This is a genomic window from Mesorhizobium sp. M7A.F.Ca.CA.002.09.1.1 (genome assembly GCF_003998555.1).
Taxonomy (GTDB): domain Bacteria; phylum Pseudomonadota; class Alphaproteobacteria; order Rhizobiales; family Rhizobiaceae; genus Mesorhizobium; species Mesorhizobium ciceri.
Genome location: NZ_RZRR01000684.1, coordinates 1 through 3,107, shown reverse-complemented (window position 1 = coordinate 3,107; position 3,107 = coordinate 1). Strand labels below are relative to the sequence as shown.

The 3,107-nt window shown below is 62.7% G+C and carries 3 protein-coding genes; all 3 read left to right on the top strand.

Annotated elements, in window-relative coordinates:
- Positions 1-35: 35 nt before the first annotated feature.
- Positions 36-434 (top strand): hypothetical protein, encoded by a 399-nt coding sequence (locus EN994_RS24450; protein ID WP_013530950.1) that lies wholly within the window; start codon positions 36-38, stop codon positions 432-434.
- Entirely contained in the window at positions 431-2,140 is a 1,710-nt protein-coding gene (locus EN994_RS24445) for a penicillin-binding protein 2 (protein ID WP_013530951.1), read from the top strand. Before EN994_RS24450 ends, EN994_RS24445 begins: the two co-directional genes overlap by 4 nt.
- A gap of 54 nt (positions 2,141-2,194) precedes the next feature.
- Positions 2,195-3,107, top strand: a 913-nt coding sequence (locus EN994_RS24440; RefSeq protein WP_245466076.1) for a Mur ligase family protein, incomplete at its 3' end; no start/stop codon positions are given.

The window sequence follows — 3,107 nt, the reverse complement described above, 5'->3', positions numbered from 1 at the left end:
TCCCGGTATCGACCGGCCGGGGGAGAGGTAGCTAAGTGTTTCGTACCAGCGACATTGTCCTGATCGCCGTCATGGTTGCGGTCGCGGCCCTTACCTACAAGGCCAAGCGCGAGGCCGAGGAACAATTGGCCGCCGTGCAGAAGATCCATGCGCAGATACGCTATGAGGAGGACACGATCGACCTGCTCAAGGCCGACTGGAGCCTGCTTACCCAGCCGTCGCGGCTGCAGAAGCTCGCCGAACTCTACAAGTCGCAGCTCGAACTCGAGCCGGTCAGCGCCCGCCAGATCGGCGGTGTCGGCGACCTGCCGGCCAAATCCCTTGACATCCAGGACATCTTGTCGGGACGCCAGGGCGGCATGGCTGATAGTTCGGGCGGCAAGGCGCCGTCGGACGGCAGGGATCCCGTGGTGACCGGAGGCATCGCCCAATGATCGGTAAACTGCTGAAACGTCGCGCCAGGACGAGTGAAGATGGATCGATCGTGGTCGAGGGCGCCCGCAAGGCGACCGGCGGCAAGGGCAGGACGCGCATCGTCATGACGATGGCGGTGTTCTTCGGCATCTTCTCGACCATATCAGGGCGGCTGGTCTATCTCGGCTTCCAGACCCCCGATATGTCGGGCGGTCCGCAGAGCCGGGTGACGGCATCGCGGCCCGACATCGTCGACCGCAACGGCGAAGTGTTGGCCACGGACATCAAGACGGCGTCGCTGTTTGCAGAACCACGCCGGATTGTCGACGCCGACGAGGCGATCGAGAAGCTGTCGACGGTGCTTCCGGACATCGACTATGAGCAGACCTACCATAAGCTGAAGAGCGGCGCCGGTTTCGTCTGGCTGCAGCGGCAGCTGACGCCCAAGCAACAGTCCGACATCATGCAGCTCGGCATTCCCGGTTTCGGCTTCCGCACCGAAAAGCGCCGCTTCTATCCGAGCGGCGAAACCTCGTCCTACATTGTTGGGCTCACCAACATCGACAACCAGGGCATCTCCGGCATGGAGAAATATGTCGACGAGCAGGGGCTGAGCGACCTGCAGGCGTCGGGCCTTGCCATTGCCAAGGATCTCAAGCCGGTAAAGCTTTCGATCGATCTGCGCGTGCAGCATGTGGTGCGCGACGAGATCGCCGCCGGCCTGGAGCGCTATCGTGCCATGGGCACCGGCGCCGTTGTGCTCAACGTCAAGACCGGCGAAGTGGTGGCCATGGCCTCGGTGCCGGATTTTGATCCGAACAATCCCTACAACGCACAAGACAAGGACCGGCTGAATCGCATGTCGGCGGGCCTCTACGAGATGGGTTCGACCTTCAAGAGCTTCACCTCAGCCATGGCGCTCGATTCCGGCAAAGCGACGATGGCGAGCCGCTTCGATGCTTCGCATCCAATCCGGGTCGGCCATCAGGCCATTCACGATTTCCACGGCAAGAACCGTGTGCTGTCGTTGCCGGAGGTGTTCCTCTACTCGTCCAACATCGGGTCGGCCAGGGAAGCCGAGATGGTCGGCATCGAGGGGCATCGCGAATTCCTGCATCGCCTTGGCATTCTGGACAGGATGCAGACCGAATTGCCGGAGACTGCCCGTCCGACTGAACCGAAGGTCTGGAAACAGGTCAATTCATTCACCATCGCCTTCGGCCATGGCGTGTCGACGACGCCGCTGCAAGCGGCTGTGGGCTGCGCGGCGTTGATGAATGGCGGTTTCCTGATGAACCCCACCTTTCTGGTGCGGACGCAGGCGGAAGCGATGGCCACCGCCAAGAGAGTGGTGAGCGAAAAGACCGTCGAAGGCATGCGCTACCTCTATTCGCTCAATGCCGAAAAGGGCTCTGCCAGAAACGCCAGAGTCCCCGGCTACCGCGTTGGCGGCAAGACCGGAACCGCCGAGAAGGTCATCAATGGCCGCTACTCGAAGGACTTGAATTTCAACACCTTCGTCGCCGCCTTCCCGATGGACGATCCGCAGTATCTGGTGTTTACCATTGCCGATGCCCCGCACCCGGAAAAGCCCGGCATGACGGATGTCGCGGCCGCGAATGCTGGGGTTATGGCCGGCAATATCATCAGGCGTTCAGCTGCCATGCTTGGCGTGAAGCCAGATTTCAGCCATGAAAATGGTGCAACGCTGGTTTCCTATCAGTGATTCTTAGGGCGCGCCGGCAACAGCGCGCTATTTTGTTACGGTGAACGGGACTCGATGAAGCTCAGAGATCTAGCCGGTATCCTGCCCGTCGAGGGAATAGCTTCCGTCGATCTGGAGGTTACAGGGATTTCTTCGGATTCCCGCGAGGTAAAAGCGGGCGTTGTCTTTTTTGCGCTCGCCGGAACCAAGGCCGACGGTGCCGTTTATGCCGCAGATGCCGCCGCGCGCGGTGCGGCCGCGATCGTGGCGGGCAAGGGCAGCACCATTGCCGGGCTCCCGGTTCCGGTGCTGGCGGTCGACGATCCGCGCCTGGCGCTGGCGCAGAGTGCGGCACGCTATTTCGGCAAGCAGCCTGAGATCATGGTCGCGGTGACCGGCACCAGCGGCAAGACCTCGGTCGCAGCCTTCACCAGGCAGATCTGGGAGCAAGCCGGTTATGCCGCCGCTTCGATCGGCACCACCGGCGTGGTGGCGCCTGGGCGCAACGACTATGGTTCGCTGACGACACCCGATCCGGTCGCCCTGCATCAATTGCTGCGGGAATTGGCCGATGCCGGCGTCACCCACGCCTCGATGGAAGCCTCCAGCCATGGGCTCGACCAGCGCCGCCTCGACGGCGTGAAGCTGGCCGCCGGCGGCTTCACCAATCTCGGCCGCGACCATATGGATTATCATCCGACCATCGAGGATTATCACCGCGCCAAACTGCGCCTGTTCGACACGTTGCGGCCGAAGGGCGCGCCGGCCGTGATCTTCGCCGACGATCCATGGTCGGCGCCGACGACCGTGGCCGCAAAGGCTGCCGGGCTCAATGTGCTGACGGTCGGCCGCCATGGCGACTTCCTCAGGCTGAAGCGGGTCGAGCACGAACGCCACCGCCAGCGGGCCGAAGTCGAGGCCGACGGCGTGCTCTACGAGATCGACCTGCCGCTGGCCGGTGATTTCCAGATTTCGAACGCGCTGGTTT

What these genes read in the sequence shown, in the direction of transcription:
- EN994_RS24445 (WP_013530951.1), top strand. Translation starts at nt 431, where the DNA reads ATGATCGGTAAACTGCTGAAACGTCGCGCCAGGACGAGTGAAGATGGA.